General features: G+C 53.1%; 18 protein-coding genes. 4 read left to right on the top strand and 14 right to left on the bottom strand.

Annotated elements, in window-relative coordinates; all coding sequences use genetic code 11:
- Window positions 1-2 precede the first annotated feature (2 nt).
- The 8 genes from C557_RS23280 to C557_RS0109675 all read right to left on the bottom strand — a co-directional run bounded on the left by C557_RS23280 (window position 3) and on the right by C557_RS0109675 (window position 8,972).
- Entirely contained in the window at window positions 3-1,457 is a 1,455-nt protein-coding gene (locus C557_RS23280) for a polysaccharide deacetylase family protein (protein ID WP_018751655.1), read from the bottom strand.
- The gene (locus C557_RS0109645) at window positions 1,451-2,881 is read right to left on the bottom strand and encodes a lipopolysaccharide biosynthesis protein (RefSeq protein ID WP_018751656.1); all 1,431 of its coding nucleotides are present in this window, start codon (window positions 2,879-2,881) and stop codon (window positions 1,451-1,453) included. Before C557_RS0109645 ends, C557_RS23280 begins: the two co-directional genes overlap by 7 nt.
- Window positions 2,882-2,924: 43 nt before the next feature.
- Window positions 2,925-4,040 (bottom strand): aminotransferase class I/II-fold pyridoxal phosphate-dependent enzyme, encoded by a 1,116-nt coding sequence (locus tag C557_RS0109650; RefSeq protein ID WP_018751657.1) that lies wholly within the window; start codon window positions 4,038-4,040, stop codon window positions 2,925-2,927.
- Window positions 4,040-4,627 (bottom strand): acyltransferase, encoded by a 588-nt coding sequence (locus C557_RS0109655; protein WP_018751658.1) that lies wholly within the window; start codon window positions 4,625-4,627, stop codon window positions 4,040-4,042. The genes C557_RS0109650 and C557_RS0109655 overlap by 1 nt, the downstream gene beginning before the upstream one ends.
- Before the next feature lie 55 nt (window positions 4,628-4,682).
- Window positions 4,683-6,038: a nucleotide sugar dehydrogenase gene (locus tag C557_RS0109660; RefSeq protein WP_018751659.1), complete on the bottom strand. Its 1,356-nt coding sequence runs from the start codon at window positions 6,036-6,038 to the stop codon at window positions 4,683-4,685.
- A gap of 70 nt (window positions 6,039-6,108) precedes the next feature.
- Window positions 6,109-7,128: a Gfo/Idh/MocA family protein gene (locus C557_RS0109665; RefSeq protein WP_018751660.1), complete on the bottom strand. Its 1,020-nt coding sequence runs from the start codon at window positions 7,126-7,128 to the stop codon at window positions 6,109-6,111.
- Window positions 7,125-7,805: a YveK family protein gene (locus C557_RS0109670; RefSeq protein WP_018751661.1), complete on the bottom strand. Its 681-nt coding sequence runs from the start codon at window positions 7,803-7,805 to the stop codon at window positions 7,125-7,127. Before C557_RS0109670 ends, C557_RS0109665 begins: the two co-directional genes overlap by 4 nt.
- 177 nt (window positions 7,806-7,982) lie before the next feature.
- Window positions 7,983-8,972, bottom strand: a complete 990-nt coding sequence (locus C557_RS0109675) for a polysaccharide deacetylase family protein (protein WP_018751662.1) — start codon at window positions 8,970-8,972, stop codon at window positions 7,983-7,985.
- Window positions 8,973-9,613: 641 nt separating this feature from the next.
- Between C557_RS0109675 and C557_RS0109680 the strand changes: the two genes are divergently transcribed.
- Window positions 9,614-10,549, top strand: coding sequence for a GNAT family N-acetyltransferase (locus C557_RS0109680; protein WP_169338218.1), 936 nt, complete (start codon window positions 9,614-9,616; stop codon window positions 10,547-10,549).
- A gap of 20 nt (window positions 10,550-10,569) precedes the next feature.
- Here the strand turns inward: C557_RS0109680 and C557_RS0109685 are convergent, their stop codons facing one another.
- The 3 genes from C557_RS0109685 to C557_RS0109695 all read right to left on the bottom strand — a co-directional run bounded on the left by C557_RS0109685 (window position 10,570) and on the right by C557_RS0109695 (window position 13,593).
- Window positions 10,570-11,670, bottom strand: a complete 1,101-nt coding sequence (locus C557_RS0109685) for a DUF58 domain-containing protein (RefSeq protein ID WP_018751664.1) — start codon at window positions 11,668-11,670, stop codon at window positions 10,570-10,572.
- 8 nt (window positions 11,671-11,678) lie between these two features.
- On the bottom strand, window positions 11,679-12,650 hold the full coding sequence (locus tag C557_RS0109690; protein ID WP_018751665.1) for an AAA family ATPase: 972 nt from the start codon (window positions 12,648-12,650) through the stop codon (window positions 11,679-11,681).
- A gap of 82 nt (window positions 12,651-12,732) precedes the next feature.
- Entirely contained in the window at window positions 12,733-13,593 is an 861-nt protein-coding gene (locus tag C557_RS0109695; RefSeq protein WP_026263396.1) for a helix-turn-helix domain-containing protein, read from the bottom strand.
- A gap of 130 nt (window positions 13,594-13,723) precedes the next feature.
- On the opposite strand from C557_RS0109695, the gene C557_RS0109700 reads away from it, so the two are divergent.
- From C557_RS0109700 to C557_RS0109710, 3 genes are read left to right on the top strand one after another with little or no spacing between them, the layout of a single operon-like run.
- Window positions 13,724-14,782: a Gfo/Idh/MocA family protein gene (locus tag C557_RS0109700; protein ID WP_018751667.1), complete on the top strand. Its 1,059-nt coding sequence runs from the start codon at window positions 13,724-13,726 to the stop codon at window positions 14,780-14,782.
- Between the two features lie 28 nt (window positions 14,783-14,810).
- Entirely contained in the window at window positions 14,811-15,686 is an 876-nt protein-coding gene (locus C557_RS0109705; RefSeq protein WP_018751668.1) for a sugar phosphate isomerase/epimerase family protein, read from the top strand.
- Between the two features lie 34 nt (window positions 15,687-15,720).
- Window positions 15,721-16,578 carry a sugar phosphate isomerase/epimerase family protein gene (locus C557_RS0109710; RefSeq protein WP_018751669.1) on the top strand — a complete coding sequence of 286 codons (858 nt, stop codon included), beginning with the start codon at window positions 15,721-15,723 and terminating at the stop codon, window positions 16,576-16,578.
- 1,014 nt (window positions 16,579-17,592) lie between these two features.
- On the opposite strand, the gene C557_RS0109715 is transcribed toward C557_RS0109710, so the two are convergent.
- From C557_RS0109715 to C557_RS0109725, 3 genes are read right to left on the bottom strand one after another with little or no spacing between them, the layout of a single operon-like run.
- Window positions 17,593-20,328: an alpha-mannosidase gene (locus C557_RS0109715; RefSeq protein ID WP_018751670.1), complete on the bottom strand. Its 2,736-nt coding sequence runs from the start codon at window positions 20,326-20,328 to the stop codon at window positions 17,593-17,595.
- A 37-nt stretch (window positions 20,329-20,365) separates the two neighbouring features.
- Complete coding sequence (locus C557_RS0109720) at window positions 20,366-21,364, bottom strand: glycoside hydrolase family 130 protein (RefSeq protein WP_018751671.1); 999 nt, start codon at window positions 21,362-21,364, stop codon at window positions 20,366-20,368.
- Window positions 21,365-21,422: 58 nt separating this feature from the next.
- Complete coding sequence (locus C557_RS0109725) at window positions 21,423-22,742, bottom strand: glycoside hydrolase family 125 protein (protein WP_018751672.1); 1,320 nt, start codon at window positions 22,740-22,742, stop codon at window positions 21,423-21,425.
- Between the last annotated feature and the right edge of the window lie 71 nt (window positions 22,743-22,813).

Consider the following 22,813-nt stretch of genomic DNA (forward strand, 5'->3'; position numbering starts at 1 on the left):
CCCTATCCCTCCTTACCGAAATCCGGCTTCAGCAGCTCTAGCAGCAATTTGCGATATAAAGCCCGGTGAGAGCTTTTCAGGAGTTGGCTATTATGCCATAGCAACGTGAATTCACCGTTATATTTCCGGCACTGCCTGTACAAGCGGCACAGTGCTTCATAGGCCTGGCCCGGTGTCAGTCCCATGTACTCCGGGTGCAGCAACGTCTGGTCCATCGCAATGAGCGGCCGCTCCCGCAGCGCCAGCTCGCGGCGGGTTTTCAAATTAAACACCGGATATTCGTAGCACACCCCTGCACGGAATCCGGCATGCTCGGCGTAACCCAGAGTGCTGTCGTAAGCCAGACCGGCATCCTCCCAGAACTGCCAGGTCTCCGGGGCCCGCCAGCGCAAATAATGCTGCCTTCCTCCCCAGCTTGAGGAATGAATTCCATGAGCTGCGGCAACCTCCTGCAGCCTTTCAAATTGCTTGCGAATCAGCGCCGGATTCAGAAAGGTCCGATACCCGGGGTGAAGTCCGATTTCGTGCCCCCGTGCATGAATATCCCGCAGCAGTTGTCCTACAGCCGGGTCATTCACCGCGTAGTTGCCATCAAGGCCCGAAGGAGAGTACCTGTCCCTGGCAATAAAATAAAACGCACTTCGTAAACCGGCCTGCTCACTCAGATCCATCAGCCATGTGAACGTATTGTATGGGTCCTGGTCCAAGCGGTCAGGACGGAGCAGCATAGCAGCCTTATGTCGCGCAGCTTCCGTATCCTTACGGCGAATCAAGTCCATGGCCACCTCCCGGAGCATGCTGATCCGGCTGCGACCATATACATAAAAGGGGAAATCGACATCATGAGTGAGACGAACGGAAGGCTCTCGTCTCTTGCGCACCAGTCCTGGCTCTAACCGGGTCAGCAGCTTCCACATGCATTCCACATAGGCGTTCACAATAGGCAGGTGTAGGAACGACTCCCGCCAGGCCAGAGAGTTGCTGGCCGGGAATCGCCCGTGACGGTCGAATTTTCTCTCCCCCTGGACCACCTCCTCATACCTGGTCAGCATAAACAGGCTGCTGCCGAACACGTCCAGTCCCAGGTAAAGATCATTAGCCTGCCACTCCATATAGCGACCCGAAGCCCCCTTTCGGCCATAAATCACAGGTAATTTTTCACCCTCGGCTACAAAATCGCCGCCTGGCGGCACAAAACGATCCAACGGCAGCACCGGTAACGAAGCTGGCTTAAGCCAATGCTCCTGCGGGATGCTAAGCAGCACATCCGGCATACGTAATCCTCGGCGCGGCCCTGCTGCGGAAGACCCAGCCTGATCCAGAACAAGGAGGACTTCATTTTTCCGGTCTCTTTCGTATACGATTCGGTAATCAAGACCAAGGAATTCGCCCAGCAACACCCGGCAAATATATTCTCTTTCCGCGCTCCGCGCAGGAGGCGCATGTACAATCAGCATTCGTTATCCCGCTCCTTGCTGGGTAGTGATTCTCCTTCCGCCATTTCTTCGTCCGCCTTCACCTTGTATTTGCGTACAGAGTGCCAGGATAATCCCAAATGCAGGGCATATCCCAGCGTAGAAGCAGCGCTGAACCATCCGATCGCGTGATCAGCGGATTGATTCGTTCGCCAGGCCAGGTAAAGCGAGCCCAAAATAAGCAATGTACGGATAATTTCACGGTATAAGTGCAAGTCCTGCCTCTCCATCACATCGATGGTCGAGCCAACCGAGTTGGCCACAAACTGGCTTAGGTACATGACCGAGAGCAGGCGGATAAAGCTGCCCGACCTGGCCCACTCCTCACCGAACAGGAAAGCAAACAGATAAGGTCCCACCGCGACAATCAGCAAAATAGCAAGCAGGCCAAACAGGAAGACATTTCGAACCGTCTTTCGGAATAAGGGGTACAGCCGACTGGGATTATGGATCATATGATCCGCTGATTCTGCCAGATACACGCTGCGTACCGAAGTCATAATCAATGTCATGGGCGAACCGAGGATGCGCTGGCATAAGGCAAACCATCCCGCAACCTGCGGCCCGTAAAACGAAGCCAGCAAAATCGTTGGCACGTACAGGCCAATACTGTTCAGCAGCCCCGCCGACATCGATAAGATAGGAAAGCGCCGATAGCGGTAGGCCGTCTCCTTCAAATCTGTCCAATCCGAGGCGATGTCCTGGCGTTTAACATCTCTCCTCCATAATCGCCACTGCGGCAGCAATCCGCCAAAACGGCCTACAATGTCGCCGATAATCAAGCCCAGCGGGCCCAGTTGAAACAAGCTCAGTCCAATTTGGGAGGAAATCTGGCTCAGACTCTGTGTATATTTCGTTCGCGCCAGTTGCTTGAAATATTTTTTGCGAATGGACCAGAAGTTCAGAATTTGATAAAATCCGGCTCCAAACAGACTTACGATGAAAAACATGTAATAGTGGGTCAGATAAGACTCATGCAGCCAGGAGGACAACGGTTCCTCCAGAATATGAATGCCGATCCCGCTGGCAATGCTGACCCCGATACAGATGCGCAGAGACAAGGACAAGACGCTGGAGGCCGTTTGATCATCTTCCGGCAGGGTGATGGCGTTCTCGTAGGAGAAGGAAATGACCATGAGCAGAATGCCAATGATGGAGAGGTACATGGAGTAGGTGCCGTACTCGGTCGGGGAATATAGTCTGGTCAAAATCGGCAAGGTGGCCAGTACGATAATTTGGCTAATAATCGTTCCTCCGGCCAGCACGAAAACATTGCGCAGAAATCCATTATTTCTGAGCTTGTGCCAGAGAACAGGCAGGTTCGCGGAGCGCAGCAGCTCGCGGAGCTGTCCGGTACGGCTGTGCATGAAGCGGAGGATGAGGCTTATGGAAGCTTTCTTCGGCATATTTCACATCCTCGTCCCTTTTGAAAAGTCGGTTGACATAGGTTCAAGTGCACAGCACATTGCGAATTTGCTGCGCAACCAAGCTTTGTACAGCTTCGTCCATCTGCGGCCAGATCGGAAGAGACAGCACCTCTTGTGCTAAAAGCTCGGCCAACGGCACAACAGGCTTGCTGTCAGCATAAACCGGCAACCTGTGCAGCGGCAGCGGATAGTAGACCATCGTGCTGATGCCCGCAGCGGCTAGCGCGGCTTGCAGCTCATCCCGACGTCCATGAAGTACCCGTACCGTATATTGATGGAATACCTGCTGTGCTGAAGATGGTACCGCTCCCGGCAGCATGAGACCGGCAATATCCCCAAGCAGTTCGTCATAACGGGCTGCGGCCCGGCGGCGTTCTTCATTTTGCACATCAATCCGGGGCAGCTTCACTCGCAGAATGGCCGCCTGCAACTCGTCCAGTCGCGAATTGAAGCCTATGGCTTCGTTATAATACTTGCGCTTCGAGCCATGGGTCCGCAGCATCGCTGCCGCCTCGGCCAGCTTCGGATCATCTGTGGTCAGGAGTCCGCCGTCTCCGTATGCGCCCAGGTTCTTGGATGGAAAAAAGGAGTAGCAGCCGATATGGCCGATCGTGCCTGCCTTCTTGCCATTGACCTCGGCCCCAAAGGCTTGCGCGGTATCCTCAATGATGATCAGACCGTGTTGATCAGCCAGGCTCATCAACCTGTCCATGTCAAGCGGCCGACCAAACAAATGCACCGGAATCACCCCCTTGGTCTGCGGAGTCAGCACTGCTTCCACGGCGTCCAGGTCCAGGTTATACGTCAGTGGATCGACATCGGCAAAGACCGGAACCGCCCCGACGCGGCTGATCGCCTCGGCTGTGGCGAAGAAAGTGAACGGAGTGGTAATGACTTCATCTCCCGGGCCAATTCCAGCCGCAAGCAAGGCAATTACCAGGGCGTCTGTCCCCGAATTCAATGTAATCGCATGTTGGGTCCCCAGGTAGGCGGCAAGCTCGGCTTCCAGCTGCTTTACCTGAGCCCCCATGATGAAGGTGCCTCCATCCAGCACGTCCTCCATTGCTCGCAGAAGCCGGGGCTTCAATTCAGCTATCTCCTGGCGTAAATCCAGTAAAGGGATTCGCGTCATTTTCATTAGGCTTCATCCTCCCCTTTGATGGTTACGGCATCCCGCTGCAGGCCGTATTCCCGTCCGCAGTCACCGCATTTTGCATCCCCGCCGCTAAATCCCAGCCTGGTCCCGCAGCGACAAGCCCAGCCGATCCGTCGTCCGGGTACCCCTGCAATGAGCGCGTAAGGCTGAACATCCCGGGTCACGACGGAGCCGGCCGCGATCATTGCCCACTCACCAACGGTCACGCCACATACCACCGTGGCATTGGCCCCGATGGAAGCGCCTCGTTTTACCCGTGTCGCCAAATAGTCTTCGCTGCTTGCCCGCGGAAATGCTGACCGCGGTGTCCTGACATTTGTAAATACAATGCTTGGCCCGCAAAATACGTCATCCTCCAGGGTCACTCCCTGATATACGGACACATTGTTTTGAATCTTCACACCGTTGCCGATCCGCACATGGTCAGCTACATATACGTTTTGCCCCAGGCTGCACCTTGCTCCGATAACCGATGTCGCAGAGACATGGGAAAAATGCCAGACCCTTGTTCCTTCCCCAAGCTGAGCACCCGGGTCAACGATGGCCGTCTCGTGTATATATCCGTTCATTTCGTCTACCTCCGTCTGAATTTTGTCTAGGCAACTTATTCATCGCACTTCTCTTCTAGAGCAAATAATAACGTTCCGGCTTGCCCATATCCTTCATCGCATTGCGGGTGTCCAGCAAGCTGCGGCTAGTTCGCGCAATTAACTCATAGTCGAAACCGGTATGATCGGTCGTAATTACAACGACATCCGCTTCGGAGAGACGATGTTCTGTAACTGCCTCGCAGGCGTACCGGATTCCCCGATGCTTGAACTCCGGAATATGGGTATCGCTGACTCGCACCATGGCTCCCTGCTCTTCCAGCAGCGTAATCATTTTCAATACCGGAGATTCCCGATAATCATCGATATCCTTCTTATAGGCCACGCCCAGCAGATGCACGACAGAGCCCCGCAGCGCCTTAGCTTCACCATTTAAAATATGTGCGATCTTCTGCACAACGAATTCCGGCATGCCGTTGTTAATTTCACCCGCCAGTTCAATCAGACGTGTATGATAGCCATATTCCCGTGCCTTCCAGGTCAGATAAAAGGGATCGACCGGGATGCAATGCCCGCCTAGCCCCGGACCGGGATAGAAGGCCATAAACCCGTAGGGCTTGGATTTTGCCGCTTCGATAACCTCCCACACATTGATGCCCATCCGGCTGCACAGAATGGCCATTTCATTGGCCAGTGCAATATTGATGTGCCGGAATGTATTCTCATAAATTTTCTCCATCTCCGCCACAGCCGGGCTGGACACCACATGTACCTCCCCGTTCAGCACCTGACGATACAACGTCCTGGCGACAAGAGAACAGGCCTCCGTGACCCCGCCAATGACCTTCGGAGTATTTTTGGTGTTGTAGGTTTTGTTGCCTGGGTCCACTCTTTCCGGCGAATAGGCCAGGAAGAAGTCCACCCCGCAGCGCAGGCCGGTGTTCTCCAATATAGGCCGTATCAGTTCCTCTGTTGTACCAGGATAGGTCGTGCTTTCCAGCACCACCAACATGCCCGGATGCAGGAAGCGGGCCACTTCCCTGGCAGAGCTCTCCACATAGCTGGTGTCCGGCTGCTGATAGATATCAAGCGGGGTAGGCACACAGATAGCCACCGCATCTACCTCGCTTAAGAAACGATAATCGGCGGTGGCCCGCAGTCTCCCTTCCTCTATGATGCTGCGTAAATCCTCATCCACTACATCGCCAATATAGTTGTGGCCGCGATTAAGCAGCTCGATCTTGCGGCTTTGAATATCAAAGCCGATAACCTGATATCCCGCCTTGGCTTTCTCAACCGCCAGGGGCAAACCCACGTAACCCAGGCCAATGACCCCAATAACCGCTGTTTTATCCTCCAGCCTGCGCAGCAGCACAGCCTGCTCGCTGCCGTTAGCCTCCTGATTTATAAGCCCGGCTCTTGTTCCTGCCATCCTATATCTCCCCTTTTAGAGGTTGTTCAAAAAATGTCTTCCCAGGACGAAGCTGTTCCAGGATCACCACTCACCCCAACGATCCTGCCAGCTCGTCGCTGCTCCCGCCGGTCATGTCCAAAGCCAGCTTGACCGCCCGGATTCCGTCCTCCAGTGTAATTTCCGGGTCTCGTCCGTCCTCTATCGCTTGTACGAAATCAGCGATGATGCACTGATGCCCGGGGATGCCAAACGGGTCAGCTTCGACCCTGCGAATTAAGGCCTCCGTCTCTTCCTGGGACATGGAGGCACATACCCAATGCTTGATCCAATTGGCCGTCTTGCCGCCAATGACCGCATATCCGTCCTCGCCAAAGACCGATATCGTCTCCTCCAGATTGTGGCCGTACACCGTTGTTGCTGCTTCGATTACACCTAGTGCCCCGCTCTCCAGCCTTAGTGCGGCAATGGCGACATCCTCCGCTTCAATAGGCTTCAGGCGCGTAGCCACCAATGATTTGACCTCTTCCACCGGTCCAAACAACCATTGCAGCAAATCCAGACCGTGGATGGCCTGATTTAGCAGCACACCGCCGTCCATCTCCCTTGTTCCCCGCCAGACAGCCTGGTTATAGTACTCATCGCTGCGGTTCCAGCGAACGGTCACATTAATATGGCTTAGCTTGCCAAAGCGCTGTTGCTCCAGCGCTGCCTTCAACTCGCGGATAGCTGGACGGTATCGATTCGGATGAACGACGGTGGCCCGCAGACCGCTTTGGTCCAAGGCCTGACGCAGCAGATTGGCCTCGGCCAAGTCCAGTGTTACTGGCTTCTCCAGCACCAGATGCTTGCCTGCACGAATGGCCTCCAGCGCCAGCGGCACATGCAAGCCGCTTGGGGCACAAATACAGACGGCCTCCACCTGCCGCTCCTGCTCCAGCAGTGTACTGAAATCCGCATACAGCGAGACAGAATCTGCCCCACGCCAGGCTGCCAGCCTGGCCGGATCGGGATCACATAACGCTGCAAGCCTGGCGCCCTCTGTACGTTCAATGGCCTCCATATGCTTGGCCGCGATATGACCGCAGCCAACAATCGCGAAATGAATCATGATGCTGAACCTCCCTTTTGATTCTGTTCAATGCGAAGCAATATTCCTTCAAGCTCCTCATCATCGTGCGGCAAGTGCCGCTGGGACTTCTTTCGTGCCGCTCTTCGCTCCATGCTGAGCGTTACGCTTAATGCGGCAAACAGCCCGGCAAAAGCAGCGAAAGCAATATTAAGCTCTTTGCGTGGACTTACAGGTATCGAAGTCTCTTCCAGGCTGGCGCTGTCCAGTATCGACACATTGGCACTAGTAACGATTTCCCGCGATTTGGATATAAATGTTTCGGCAAAGGCGTTGGCAATGGTCACCGCTTCCTTGGCATCGTGACTGGTATAAGACAGCATAATGACCAGTGTGCCGGGGTCTGTTCGGACCTTGATGTTCTTTAATAATTGCAGGACGGTATCAGAGACGCCCACCTGCCTTCTCACCTGCATCGCAATAGATCGACTCTGAATAGCGTCTTCATAGGTCTTGGTCAGCATCTGGCTGGCCAGGAACTCGTTGTATGTGCTGGATTCAGGGTTGGAGGTTATATTAGCAACCAAGCTGACATTGGCCCGGTAAGCAGGAGGCATCACCTCATTCACCAGCACCGCCAAGCCAATACAGCCTGTTACAACAAGCCAGAAAGCTAGCGGATGGCCTCTGACCGACCGCCATAAAAAATCCATATCCACGCCTTATTCACCTCATTCATTTGTATCCTTCATCTCAAGGCCCGTTCGTCCTTGGGCCTATCCTTGTCAGGAAGCATAGTACCTTCGGCAGCTACCCGCACCTGTCACTATGGCAGCATGGCTCTCATCTTGTTGGCTTGCCCGTAAATGGTTGGTTTTCTCATAAATGCTTGTCAATCAATCTCCGCTTCTCTCCAATATAAGGTCGGCCAATTCCTCCATGTTCAAGCTGGTCATCCCGTATTGCGCAGACAGTTGCGAATAATGCCGCATCAGCGCTTCCAGCGACTTAAGCCCCGATCCCACGGCATTGTAGGGATGCAGCCAGAGATGGTACACCTCACCTTGCTGTGCCGCGTGTATCATGCTCTGCTTGATCCTCCTCAGCCGCAGCGGCTCAAGCCAGCGCAACAGACCAGGTGGCGTACGGAAGAAAAAACTGGCTGGCAAGTTAACCGGAATGGTAGCGTCAAGATTTTCAAAGTTATAGGTATGGTGTCCGGTCAGGTTGAAATAGCTGTCCGCCAGGCGAAGCGCTCTGTGCCAAAGCGAGTCGCTCGTTGAATACCCTTGCTGGTATAGAGGGTGTTCAGGATTGCCACGGTAGCTGAGGAAGCCATACTCCCCCAGTTCGTCCATATAACTGGGTTGCCACTGATTGCGTGGCAGCACCAGGCTGCGGAGGGTAATCCCCTGCTGCCAGGCCGCTTGCTGTGCCGCCCGCAAATCACTATAAAATTGCTCCGTCGTCTGCCCAGGCTCCCGGCAGTAGTAATGGGAGAAGGTGTGCGAACCGATGGCTTGCCCCGGAGTGGCGCAGATTTGCCTGATCAGCGAGGCCGCATAGCTGTAGGGCGCTGCCTGTTCTCCTTCTCCGATGAATCTCTCATCCATATCCTCATAGGGTGACAAACGGTGGTCCGTATAGGTCGGGCGAAGCCGGGGCAGACTGGTCGACAGTTCTGCATAGTTGTTAAAGAACAACAACCCCACCGTAGCCCAGGTTGCATGAACTCCCGCCTGCCGAAACAAATCTAGTATGCGAGGAATCGTCTCCCTTTCTCGCAACCACTTCGCTTGGTATTCCTCCAGGCTATACAGATCGCGAAGCCCCCAATACAATTCGAAATCCAGCGAGATGACAAGGGTTCCCTTCATTTCCGGCATATCTTTTTTCCTTTCGTCAACGGTTCTATCGTCTACCAAAACTTTTGCTATTATTGTGTTTATATTCGCGGCCTGTCCGGTTTAGACCGCGCAACGTTGATTTTCATCAGATTCTCAGTTCAACCCAAAATAAAAGTGCGGCGAATAAACGACCGTTAGGCTGTTTTTTCACCGCACTTCTGAACTCCATAGTAATGGTACGTTACGCCCTTTCTCAACAGTCTGAAATCCTCCCACTAATTTTGCGCAATAAAGCTGCATTTAAGTGCTTAACTGGAAAAAATCCCATAAATCCTCATTCTAAGACCATTTCTGGCGATGTAGGCCAAATTATATGGAGGAATTCCAGAAAATTGCTTAGAATCGCCGAAAAAGCCAATATTAGCTGGAGGATTTCCCGTTCAAGTTAAATCATCGATTCTACCATTTCCGCGCGCCCCCCAGCTTTGTTGCGTCAATCAATTTCATCTCCCCCTTTATCAGGATAAGCGAGACTATTGTTCTCTTAGTATAGTCAATGAACAAATCCCAAGAGAAGCGGTACTTATACTATTTAATTATTGGCGGCTGCGCACATATTCAGGAGGACAAGATCATAGATTGGCAATAACGTCTTGATGGAGGGAGCGAATTCAATAACGATGGATACATGGGAACTATGGGGAAAATGGGCTGAATTTCATGCTGGGAAATGGGGTTGCCGTGCAGAAGTGGCCGAGTGGAATGCCCCTAACTCGGCGGCCAACGGAAGGGGCATGTTATTTTACGATAAAAAGGGACGACTCTATCTGCCGCCCCTGAACCCATATCACCCCTTTGCCTTCCACTCCACACCAACGGACAAGCGGTTCAAGCTGGATCGGCAATGGCATGAGGTGGCAGGAGCTATGCTCCCGGACATGCTGGCGGGGCAGCGGGGGGCCAGCTTTGTATTCCCCCCGGAAGTCACTGATATCCGGCCGTTTCTGTGGAACGGCTTCAAAGGCGAGGTTAAATACACGTACATCACCAAGCTGCCCTTCGACCTGAGCCAGACCAGTACAGAGATTCGGGCCAAAGCCAAAAAAGCCCAGGCTGCCGGCTATCGAACTGCCATCACCGAGGACATGACGGAGGTGCATCAATGCCTGGAAGGCACCGAACTGCGCCAGGGCTTCAGCCATCAGCTCAGTCTGCAAGACCTTGAACGCGTGCAAAGTTTGCTGGGGAAACAGGCCTTTCGCGCGTATGTGTGCTATGCTCCTTCCGGGGAACCGGCAAGCGCAAGCGTTATTGTTTCGCTGGACGGCCAGCGTGCCTTCGGCTGGATCGCCGCCAGCAAAACAGAGCATCTGAATCGGGGGGTGGTCCAGCAATCGCAGAGCTTTGCCCTGCTGGATTTATCTGCCAGCGGTTTTGCCGAATTCGACTTTGCCGGAGCCAACATCCCATCTGTCGCTCAATCCAAGACGAACTGGGGGGCTGTCGTGACCCCTTATTATCTCGTCCGCCCGCCGGGCTACAAAGAAATTTTGCGAGCGGGAAGAGACTGGCTCCAATTTGTTCGTCGTAAAGCTCTTGCCCCAGGCAGCAAATAAACATCTTGCTTCCCGATGGCTCAAGCTTGTCTCAGTACCTGCTCGGATTCGGGGATCACCATCCATTCGACCCCATTGCCGTTCAGACGCAATTGGTCGGCAAGCTCGCGCAGCTTCTCGCCCTGATGACAGGAGATGATCAGATAGTCCATATCCGTGCCGCCCGCAGCCAGCTCCATCTCCAGCAGGCGAATCATCGAGGCCGTCTTGTCCAGAACGAGCCTGGCCATTGCTTCCAGCAGCAGGGTAAGCTGATCGGAAGACACCGCCGGGGCGATGCGCACAGGCTCACGTGGACCGTCGGCCAGACGTGCATTGCTTAGGAAGCCTGCAGCCAGGCCATTGCGCTGGGCGTATTCAGCAATTGTGGCCGCATAACGCAATCCAAGCTCGATGCGCTCGGGATCGGTAACCGTTCTCCACATGGAGTCGCTCACTTCGAGATTCAGACAGATCATCAGCCGGTGGTCGGCCGTGTAGTCATGATGATGCACCTGCAATTCTCCAGTACGGGCCGTTGCATTCCAATTGATGCTGCCTAGCGAATCACCGGGGCGATACTGACGAATACCCGAAATGAGAAACGGGTCCTCGCCGATCCATCGCCGCACAGGTAGCTCCCCCAGCCAGCTATGATTGGGCAAAGGCAGCTTGGGCAAAGGTAAAATTTGCGGATAGACCAGCAGCTCCAGCTTCAGAGGGAATTGCTTAGATTGCCTGCTGAGGCCCAGCGGGTCTCCTGTCGTCATCGTAGCCGTGTCCAGCCGGTATTGTCCCCGGCGAGAGCAGATAATCTCATGGCGGCGGGTAATTTGCCGATAGGGGCGCAGGTAAAACAAGCTGCTATGATTCTGATAGATATCCCCGGCATGGATGGTCAAATTGCTCTGTCGACCAAAGGTCAGAGCCGCCGACATGCTCGATTCAAGCCGCAGCCAAGGCAGAGGCAAGAGCTTGGCATTGGCGATGACCTCCACCATCTCCACGGTATCCCCTTCAAAAACGGTCTGCTCGCTAAAGAAGCGATTGTAATGTATCCCCTTGAGCGCTCTGTAACGATACAAGAGCGCAACTACGCCAAAGATCAAGGCCACACTTACGATAAACCACGTAAGCTGCATGAGTCAGTTCACCTGCTCCCCTTTACCGGAGCCAGCGTCTCGGCTGGAACCGTCGTTGCTGCCAGCACCTGACGTACCGCTTCGCCCGCCGGATTGTCCGCAGGCGCCAGTCCGTGGCGCATCAACAGCCGGTGTGCCAGCACAGGCTCCGCCACCGCCTTGATATCATCGGGCGTCACGTAATCCCGTCCCTGAACCAGGGCATATCCCTGGGATGCGCGCAATAGCGCCATACTGGCCCGGGGGCTGGCTCCCAGCTTCACATCCGCATGCTTGCGCGTCGCCTCCGTGATCGCGACGATATAAGCAAGCAAGTCGTCCTGCACCCGCAGGGAACGGGCATACGCCTGAGCTGCCGCCACTTCTTCTGCCGAAGCTGCCGCCTGCAGCCCTTGCAGCGGCTGATGCTCCCGGAAGCGCTGCAGAATGGCAACCCCTTCATCAGCCGTAGGATATCCCATCGATATGCGCATGAGGAACCGATCTAGCTGCGCCTCTGGCAAAGGGAAAGTTCCTTGCTGATCAATGGGATTTTGCGTAGCCATGACCAGAAATGGAGCCCTCAGGATATGGGTGTCCCCGTCAATCGTTACCTGACGTTCCTCCATACATTCCAGCAGGCTGGATTGCGTTCGTGGAGTCGCCCGGTTAATCTCATCGGCCAGCAAAACATTTGTGAACAGCGGGCCCGGACGAAATTCAAATTCCCCCAGCTTCTGATTGTAGAAATGGATTCCGCTGAGGTCTGAAGGAAGCAGGTCGGGCGTGAACTGGATACGCTTGAACTCACCGCCCAGCGACTTCGCAAGCGCTTTCGCCAGCAGCGTCTTGCCAGTACCGGGCACATCCTCCAGCAGAACATGTCCATCCCCCAGCAACGCGGCCAACAGCAGATCCACCACCTCGCTCTTGCCCACTACCACCTCGCCGATATTGCGGCGAATTCGTCCAATTGCCTCTACTGCATCACGAAGTTCCATCAGGTCAACCACCTTCACTACCATTTTCTTTATTCTATCATAAGGAGCCGTGTCCAAAAGCTATCTTTCGCTCACGAAGTGTCTATTGCTCCCCGCGGTTACGATAATTTCGTGGAGAGACGCCGGTAATCCGCTTGAATACACGCGAGAAATAAAACGTGTCTGTATACCCCAGCGTCTCTCCGATCTCCTTAACGCTCAGCTCTGTATTGAGCAGAATTCGCTTGGCTTCGGCCGCCTTCAGCCGATGCAGAAATTCATTTAACGGGTAGCCGGTATATTCATGAACAATGCGCCGCAGCGTGGAGACGGAGATATGATGCCGGGCCGCGATCTCCTCTGGCGGGGGATTGGTGAAGATGGAATTGGAAATATCCTCAATAACCTTAAGCGCAAATCGCCCCCGATTCCCCGCTTCCACCTGATCAGTCTGGGACATTAGTTCATAGAGCAGCGATTCCAGCAGCAGAGCAGACCGATCCAGATTGCTGGGTATCCCGCTATCAATCAGCATGAACATCAGCTCCATCCGGCTGACAATAGCATCATCCACCTCCGCCTTCTTGACCAGGGCAGGCTGCTGCAGCCAGCTATTCAGCCACTCCTCAATTCGCTCTCCCTCTACAGTGAAATAATATTCATCCCAAGTCCCTCCCTTATGAGGTCCGTAATGGAAGGTCTCCCCGGGGTAAAGGCAAAACCATGAGCCCGCCGTAACTTCCTGTTTCTCTCCGTCGCCCACCCGGTAATCACCGCTGCCGTCAGCAATCATGACAAACGCCCAGTAGCGAAAGCTCGCGGCTTCACGCCTTAAAGTTCTCCCGGGCAGATGTCCCGCATTAACCAAGGCCAGTGACGGAATTTTTCGCTTGCTGGCGTCCACCACCGGATTAAATAGGCGTATAGGCTGAGAGCTGATCATATAATCCATGTATTTTATCACCCTGCACATTCTCCCTTTTATATGCCTATGTTAAATTAATGGTGTTTGAACAAATAAAGCATATCCGCACAGAATATTTTTCTCATTGTAGCAAAATTGTGTGGACAACGAAAGGATGTCAGGACAGAATATGAGCGAACTGTATATCGGCGTAATCGGAGCCGGATCGATTTCCGAGGCTCATCTCGCAGCCTATCAAGCCAACTCTCAAGCACGCCTGCATGCGATTTGCGATTTGAACGAGGAACGGGCGCGGAAGCTCGCTGCCAAATATGAAATCCCCCATGTTTACACCCATTTTCATGATCTGCTTGCGAACTCCGAGATTCAGGCGATCAGTATCTGCACCTGGAATAACTTCCACGCGGCCATTAGCATCGCGGCGCTGGATGCCGGCAAGGATGTGCTTTGCGAGAAGCCACTGTGTATGACCGTGGAGGAAGCACTACAGGTACAACAAGCGGTGGAACGTACGGGCCGCTGGTTTGAGGTCGGCTATGTGCGCCGCCATGCCTCCAGCATCAGCGTATTGAAGAAATATCTCGATGCTGGCGATCTTGGTAGCATCTACTATGCCAAGGCAAGCCTGATTCGGCGGCTGGGCAATCCCGGCGGCTGGTTTGCCGACAAGGCCCGCTCCGGCGGTGGACCCCTGATTGATATCGGCGTGCATGTGATCGATCTTTGCTGGTACTTAATGGGTCGGCCCAAGGTCATCTCCGTCAGTGGCAACACCTACGCCAAGCTCGGCAACCGGTCCAATATCGAAAATTATGCCTTCTATCAGGCGGCAGATTACGACGCTTCCTTTAATACGGTTGAAGATATGGCGAACGCGCTCATTCGGTTTGAAAATGGAGCTTCGCTGATGGTAGACGTCAGCTTCTCGCTGCATGCCAAGCAGAATTCAGCGTTGATCAATATTTACGGAGACAAGGGCGGCGCAGAGATTGAGCCTGAATTGTCCATTGTGACCGAACAGCATAATACGATAGTGAACATAAGTCCGCAAATTACCGCTCCAGCCTTTGATTTTGCCGAGAGCTTCCAGAACGAGATCAATCATTTTGTAGCAGGGTGCCTGGGTGAAGTCCCAGCTATTAGTCCCGTTGAGGACGGCGTAGAGATGATCAAAATATTGAATGCGGTTTATGAGTCTGCGGCCGAGGGCCGGGAAATCCGTTTCTAAGAAACAGGAAAGAAAGGTGGCAGGAATCATGGGATTGACCAATAAAATTGGTGTCATTGTAGATAGCTTTAACGTAGGGGTTAAGGAAGGCTTGCGCAAGGCCAAGGAGGTTGGAGCTGAAGGCGTACAAATCTATGCTGTATCCGGAGATATGGACCCCGCAGTTCTAACAGGAACAGCCCGCAAGGAATTGCGCTCCTATATCGAGGACCTGGGGCTGGAAATATCGGCGTTATGCGGCGACCTGGCTGGTCATGGCTTTCAGGATGCGGCGGCTAATCCAGCGAAGATTGAGAAGTCCAAGCGCATTCTGGATTTGGCCGTGGAGCTAGGTACGAACATCGTAACTACGCATATCGGCATTGTGCCGGAGGATAGCAGCAGCCCGATTTATGCGGCAATGCAGCAGTCCTGCGAGGAGCTTGGTGTATATGCCAAAAGCCTGAATGCTTATTTCGCGATTGAGACCGGACCGGAGCCTGCTGCGCATTTGAAGAGCTTCCTCGATACACTTAGCACCAACGGCGTATCCGTTAACTTTGACCCGGCCAATATGATCATGGTTACCGGAGATGATCCGGTTCAAGGCGTGAAGATGCTTCGTGACTATATCGTCCACACGCATGTCAAGGACGGTATTCGTCATCGGCTGGTGGACCCACGCAATGTATACGGCTATTTGGGTTATGAGGCCATGGATCATCAGAAGATTGCCGACATGGCTGCTTCCGGTGCAGACTTCGACGAGGTACCACTTGGTCAAGGCGGCGTGGACTTCCCGGCTTATTTCGCTGCCCTGCAAGAGATCGGCTATACCGGTTATCTCACAATTGAGCGCGAAGTAGGCGACCATCCGGAAGAGGACATCCGTCAGGCCGTTCAATTCGTTCGTTCCTTCCGCTAACTATTACCTATTACTGTAGAGGAGTTGCTTGTCCATGAAGCTGGGAATTAGCTCTTACAGCCTGTACCAAGCGATGCGCAGCGGGATCCTGTCCATTCTGGATGCCATCGATTGGGTAGCCGATCTGGGGGCCGAGCATATCGAGATCGTACCACTCGACTTTAACTTTAATGACAATCCGGAGCTGGTTGGCGCTATTAAGGAACGTGCGGCCAAGGTCGGCATCGACTTATCCAACTATGCCATCGGGGCCAACTTCATCACTGAATCTGCGGAAGCCTATAAAGCGGAAATTGAGCGGGTCAAGCGCGAGGTAGACCATGCTCATGCCTTGGGGGTCAAGCTGATGCGCCATGATGTAGCCTCCCGTCAGGACACCTCTATTATCCGTTTTCAAGAGGACTTGCCCCGAATTGCGGATGCCTGTCGTCAAATTGCGGACTATGCTGCTGAGTACGGCATCACTACCAGTCTGGAGAACCACGGTTATTACGTGCAAGCCAGCGACCGGGTACAGGCTGTGGTGCATGCCGCCAATCGGCCCAACTACAAGACAACACTGGATGTGGGCAACTTTATCTGTGTAGATGAAAACCCTGTTATGGCTGTGAAGAACAATATCAGCTATGCTTCGATGGTGCATATCAAGGATTTCTATATTCGCCCGGAACACATCAATCCCGGCGAAGGCTGGTTCCGCAGCGCGGGAGGCCAATATTTACGCGGGGCCATCGCGGGCCAAGGCGATTTGGACCTGTACGAGCTGCTGCGCATCGTGAAGCACTCCGGCTACGACGGCTACCTCTCCATTGAATATGAGGGGATGGAGGATTGTCGCCTCGGCACGCGGATTGCCTACGACAACGTTCGCCGTATCTGGAATGAGGTTTAAACAGTCTAGTTTAGAAGAGTCCGGTAAGGACAGTCCGGTAAGGACAGTCCGGTAAGGACGATCTGGTAAGGACGATCTGGTAAAGAAGCGGTTAGTCCAGAATGCTCTGGCTCAATAAGGCCTACGGTCGCTCCTAAAGAATGAGCATACCGCTCACCCTATACAATCTAAAATCCCCCTGCCACGGCGCTTGCTCCTGGCAGGGGGATTTATTTATTGGATGAATGTTTAACCCTGTTGAGGGGCTTCTGTAGTGGGGCTTCTGTAGTGGGGCTTCTGTAGTGAACAGTCCTGTCGTAAACACACACGCCAGTAGTTCACATGATGAAGCCCTCACCAGGAACCTGATCAGAAGGCCTGACCATGAGGTTCTCATCACTAAGCACTACTTGAAGCATTCACCATGAAGTTCTCATCACGAAGCCCTCATCACGAAGCCCTCATCACGGAGCGCTCACCACGAAGCGCCCACCAGGAAGCCCTAGTCACGGATTAACGGGAATTCCTCATGCTAATTAGTCCATTTTCCCAAAAAACTAAGGATTAACTGGAAATTCTCCTGCTAATCTTACTGTTTTCACTGAAAAAGGTGGGTTTCCCAAATATTATATGGAGAATTTCCATCTAAACGCTAATATCCTCTAGTTTCCAGCAAATAACGGGACTTTTTCCCGCTAAGTTTCATTTCGAGCTCATAAATAGCTAGTCAAACACAACCATCTTAACTTCGAGTCTATAACCAGCCACTTAATCGCAACCATCTTCATTTCGAGCCCATAACCAGCTACTTAATCGCAACCATCCTCTTTACGAAACCCTTTGTTGTTCTTACGATATCAGCAGCCTGTCAGCTTGTGATATCAGCCTGTCAGCTTACGATATCAGCCTGTCAACTTGTGATATCAGCGGTTGTTCTTAAAGTACCGGTTGGCATCCTTGCCATGCCAGTTTGTCATTCTTACGGTACCCGTTTGGCTGGCTCCTTACGATGACAATAGCCTTTGCACTTTCCGTTTAAGCTCGGCGAATGCCGACCGTTGTAATCTCACACGGAGCTACCGGCAGCGACAGACAACCAGCCGCGCTCTTGGATAACGGCGCAGCCGCTTCTTCAAGAATCGTCGTCTTATAGAAATGTTCATGCGGGATGTCCGTACCGAGCGTTAACTCAGCCGCTTCGTCGCTCATATTGTACCAACGCAGCAGCAGATCGCCTGTCTCTTGGTTCATTTTGAGGGAGGAGAAAGCCAGCTCCGCCCCTTCCCACTGGAACGGCTTGTATACCGGTGCCAGCGGTCCTTCATGAACCCCGGTCTGGCAGACCGTCCAAGGAATCTGGAATTGGTAGGCCTCCGTATAAGCTCCAGACAAGATACCATCACCACTATGCGGAATCAGCTCCATCCGAGCGGTGTAGGTATCCAGGCATTGCGCCTCCGGTGTCGGGAACAAGCCCCAGTCGCCAAGCTCGCCAACCGCGCGCAACAGCGTAATCGCAATCGTGTTGCGGCCATCGCGCAAAACTTCGTATTCGTTCAAGCCCAGATTGGCCACCGTCAGACCGGCTCCTTCTCCGCTTACGTCGACGAAGGCTTGCTGATGCTGGGTATTGCTCGGGTTCTCCCATTCCGGCGCAGGAACGATATCGCGCTCAGCCACTTCAAACATGGAGTCGACGCTTAACGTTGAAGCTTCAATATCGGTCGGGAACAAGGCGCGTACACGGTGATCCTTGGCCGTATTGTTGATCGTCGTTTCGATCTGTACGCCCTTGCCTGCGGCTTCCAGAGAAATCACAGTCCGCAGTGCAAGTGTCGTCAGTTCATTGCTGCGGCCTGCCTTGCGGTGAGGGAAATAAACCAGCTCCCGTTGTTCCTCATCCAGCTTCTCATCCGCAGATACAGGAACATTCCAGGTATGATTGACCTCCAGCGATGCGCGGTAAGGCGTATCCTCCAGTACACGGATGTCCGCTGTCAGACCTTTGGTTGTCAGCGGAGCTGTCCCTTCCGGCTGGCGGTACATATACTCGTTGCCGATATCCCCGGTATCCTCGTAGATGCCCAGATCCCGGTAGGTTTTGCCATTAGCCTTGTCGGTTAGCGTAAACGATCCATCCTCAGCCAGTTCCACCTTCAGGCTCCCGTTCTCCAATACCTTGTCTCCGGTGAGCAACGAGGAAGGCTTGTCCGTTGTCTGCCCATCGCGGCGCACCCATGCGTAGGCGCTCAGGCCCAGCGCCGGGATATCCTGTGCCAGGAAGGTCAGCTTCACCTTACGGCACATGTAAGGCTGGCGGAACTTATCATCCGGCAAGTCATAACCGAACAATAACCCCAAATCTTCAACAGTACAAGGCACCGTGTTGCCTTCGGTATCAACCAGTTCACGTCCAGACAAATCGACAGCCTTCATGCGGCTGCCTGTTTCTTCTACGCCAAGCCCTTCACGCAGATACAGACGGGCGGCATCCAGCTCCACCGTCACCGTTCCTGTACGTGTCCAGCCGGTTGTATTCATCGCGATCACAGGCAACGGCTCTTCCCCGTAAGCTGCGAATACCGAGGTATTCACAGCATCTGCTATAACTTGCTTGCTATCGTCGATCAGAGCTTCTGCTACATGGCGGCTCTTCTCAAAGCGCGTCACCATTTCGCGGTGAACCTCGTCCACGCTGCAGCCGCAAATGCTGTCGTGCGGATGATTTTGCATCAATGTCTTCCAAGCATAGGTGAACAAATGATGCGGGTAAGCCTTGCCCAGCAAATGCGCAACCGAAGCGAGCGGCTCGGCTACCTTCTCCAGCAAGGCTTGGCCTTCCTGATTCATTTGCTTCAAGTACACGCGAGCTGAAGCCGTGTTCACCAGTGTTCCCCAGCCATCATTACGCTGGCTGCGCAGTTCGCCCTTCACCGTCGACAGCTCGCGGCCATCCAGCGCACGGTCCAGTTCATTCAGATAGTCCGGGAAGTTGGAATGAATAAACTTCGTATCCGGGTACAGCTTCTCTGCCGTACGGATTGCCTCAGGCAGATCCAGTTGCAGCGGCTGGTGATCACAGCCGTTCATGAACAGAAGCTCTCCCGTTGCCGCATACTTCTCCGCATCGGACAGCTTGCGATCCCAAAATGCCTTCGCTTCCGCCTCATCCACCGGAACTTCATTCCCGTTGGAATACCAGTTGGCGAACAGAATGCCAAGCACCTTGGAGCCGTCGGGACCCTCCCAGATCAGCTCGGAGAAGGAGGATTCATAATCCCCCTCGGAAACGGTGTTATTGAACCCCGTGGGCTTCACGCCACGGCCGAAGAAGACATTGTTAATACCTGATTGCTTCATCAATTGCGGTGTTTGTCCCACCAGACCGAAGGTATCGGGGAAATATCCGATCTTAGCTGGCGTGCTGTACTTCTTCGCATCCTGATGACCAATTTGCATATTGCGAACATTGGCTTCTCCACTGGTCAGAAAGGCATCCTGCAGGATGTACCATGGACCGATCAGGATACGGCCTGCGCGAATATGCTGCTCCAGCCGTTCCTTGTTCTCCGGGCGAACTTGAAGATAGTCTTCCAGGATAATCGTTTGTCCGTCCAGGTAGAAGCTGCGGAACGCCGAGTCTCCATCCAGCTTATCCAGCAGCGCGTCCACCAGCTCAACGAGCCGGACATGATGCTTCTCATAAGGCAAATACCATTCCCGGTCCCAGTGCGTATGGGAGATGATATGTGCGGTTCTTTGCTTGCTCATTTGCTGATCCTCGCTTTCTTAGCCGTCTAAGTTCGTCTTAAGCTTCGATTTCCAAAGGATACTCTTCCATGTAGCTCAGCAATTCGTCGACAGTTGTAAATGCCAATCCGGTCACAGTGTCGGCACAGCCGTAGTATATAGCGATACGGCCAGTATCGGCATCGGTCAAGGCCGCGCAAGGGAACGTTACGTTCGGTACATCGCCAACACATTCATACAGCGTTTCCGGGCCGAGAATATAGTTGCGGGAGCGAGCCTTCACGATCCATGGCTTGTCGATATCGAGCAGAGCGCAGCCCATGCGATACACAAAGCCGTTGCAGGTATTGATTACGCCGTGGTAGATCAGCAGCCAGCCCTTGTCGGTTTCAATCGGAACCGGTCCTGGGCCGATTTTTTTGGATTGCCAAGCCGAAGCATCACCATTAATCGTACCCATCACATAACGATGTTTGCCCCAGAAGGTCAAGTCCGGGCTAATGCTATAGAAGATATCGCCAAATGGCGTATGGCCTGTGTCACTCGGGCGGCTCACCATAGCATAATAACCATCGATTTTGCGTGGGAACAACACACCGTTGCGGTTGTATGGCAAGAAGGCATTTTCCAGTTGATGGAATGTCTTGAAGTCGGTTGTCCAAGCGATCCCGATGGTTGGGCCATGATAGCCATTACACCAGGTAATATAATAGCGGTCATCAATCTTGATGACGCGTGGGTCGTAACGATATTCACGCTTGGTGATTTCCTCGTCACCTTCAAATTGAATCGGCTCATGGTTGATGTTCCAGTTCACGCCGTCATCACTGAAGCCCGCGAAGATGTCCATGCTGACCGAACGGGAATCACAGCGGAATACGCCGGCAAATCCACCTTCAAAAGGAACCACTGCGGAGTTAAATACACTGTTGGAGTTCGGAATAGCGTGACGCTCGATAATCGGATTTTGCGAGTAACGCCAAACTGGAGCATTCAAGCCTTCAGGCTTGTCTTGCCAAGGGATGTTTTTCAGAGCTTCACCGATAATTTTAGACATAATTTTGTCTCCTTTTCTTTGTTAAGAGATTAGCTGATATAAAAATCTTGGATTGAAATTACAAAATGCCTTCTTTCATCGCTCTGTATACCAATTGTGAGAACAGGCTGTTCGACCAAGCAAACCATTTGCGGGTAAAAATCGTCGGGTCATCGGCATGGAAGCCTTCGTGCATAAAGCCAGTTCCCGCGTCTGTGGATTCCAGCATCGCGATCATTTCCAGCTTCTCTTCCTTCGATTGCGCCGTGATGCCCTGCATCGACAACGCCATATGCCAAATGTAATCCTTTGGCGTATGGGGACTGCCAATTCCTTTGGCCGCTTTTCCTTCAAAATAGAACGGGTTCTCCTTGCTCAGGGCAAAACGACGTGTATTTTGATAAATCGGATCGTCCGCGCCCACATAACCAAGGTATGGAATGGACATCAAGCCCGGTGTACCCGCGTCGTCCATCAGACAATAATTGCCGAAACCATCAGTCTCGTAAGCATAAATCGGCCCAAATTCCGGATGGCGATAGATCCCATACAGCTTGATGCCGTGATCGACTTCAAACTCCAGCTCCTTCAATTCCGCCAGGAAGTCCAGGTCGCGGAATACCCATTCCGCAAATTCCTGCATTTGACGCAAGGTTACAACGGCGAACATATTGCCCGGAATGTTGTAATGGAAATCGCAAGCATCGTCACTGGAACGGAAGCCGGACCAAATCATGCCTGTATAGTTCACGGGCATACCCAGGCCGTTATTGCGCAAGGAATCCTCAGGAATGCCGTTGTTGCGGGTGAAGCGGTAAGGCGATTGTTCAAAGTGATGTTGCTCGGTCTTGAACAGGTCGTATATTTTACGCATCGCGGCTTTGAACCCGGCGTCAAAAATATCGGTTTGTTCAGTTTCTTTCCAATAGGTATATGCCAAACGAACCACAAAGCACAGGGAATCAATTTCAAATTTGCGCTCCCATACCCATGGAGACATTTCGGTCACGTCCGCCGTATTCCAATGCCAGTCATTAGCGGACTCGTTAAACGCATTGGCATACGGGTCAATGTGAACGTATTGAATATGACGCTTGATCAAGCCGCTGATGATGCGCTGCAAATCGGCATCTTCCTTGGCAAACGGTACATATTGTATAACCTGTTCCACGGAATCTCGCAGCCATGAAGCTGGGATATCACCCGTAATGACAAAGGTTGTACCGTCATCCATCAGTTTGGTGGTTGTTTCAAGCGTGTTCGGGAAACAGTTCTTGAACAGCTCCAGCAGCTTCGGACGATGGGCCAGCTTGGTCTCTGCTTCAGCCAAAACGTCTTGAATCGCTTGCGGCAGCTCCAGCTTAGGCATAGGTATTTTAGGAAGTCTGAATTGTTCCATGAGTGTTGGTTCTCTCCTTTATTAGGCGATGTCAGAAGTGTGGTGAACTATGAGGCCTGCGGCCGATCTGG

This window comes from Paenibacillus sanguinis 2301083 = DSM 16941 (assembly GCF_000374825.1).
Lineage (GTDB): Bacteria > Bacillota > Bacilli > Paenibacillales > Paenibacillaceae > Fontibacillus > Fontibacillus sanguinis.